This is a genomic window from Gillisia xinjiangensis, assembly GCF_046298265.1.
In the GTDB taxonomy this organism is placed as follows: domain Bacteria; phylum Bacteroidota; class Bacteroidia; order Flavobacteriales; family Flavobacteriaceae; genus Gillisia; species Gillisia xinjiangensis.
The window spans coordinates 1-503 of the sequence record NZ_JBKAHK010000146.1 but is presented as its reverse complement, the minus strand read 5'-3'; the positions used below and the strand labels follow the sequence as shown (position 1 = coordinate 503).

The following is a 503-nucleotide window of genomic DNA, read 5'->3' as shown; positions in this document are numbered from 1 at the left end:
ATACTGTCGCCTCTCTAGTTGACGCTCTCGCCCAGTAGCTGGGCTCTTTCTGACCCCACATTAGATGTCATGGCAGTGATCTTTGTCAGCGGTCTTCGGGTCTCCGGACGTTAACTATCTTCGACGGCGGTACGCCTAGGATCTCGAGCCAGAGAACTGGGGCCAGATGTCGCAGTAATGGTTCCGAGAAAGAAAGTTCGGCCCAATCGGGCCCAACGGAACCACATCTCAATTCGAGGGGCCCGTCCCCCTATCGCCCAACATCGAATTGAGGACTTCATCTATGTCGCCTTTGCAGACCACGCTCCACCGGGCCATTCACTCTACCCATCCTCTGGATCTGATTCTTTCCGGACTCGTGCTCTCCCGGCTCCTCAACAGTTCGCCGGAAGGTCCGCTCTACTTCAGCGAGGTATTCGCTGCGGCAGAGACCGCCGCTCAGGATATTCTCTGCAAGAGTCTCCGAGACGTGATCGTTGAATGCGTGAGAGACGAGCTCAGCG

1 protein-coding gene is annotated in these 503 nt (G+C 56.5%); it reads right to left on the bottom strand.

The genetic code is table 11. The features are described from left to right. Positions 1 to 277: 277 nt before the first annotated feature. Positions 278 to 503, bottom strand: a 226-nt coding sequence (locus tag ACKGJN_RS16925) for a hypothetical protein (RefSeq protein WP_409540756.1), incomplete at its 5' end; no start/stop codon positions are given.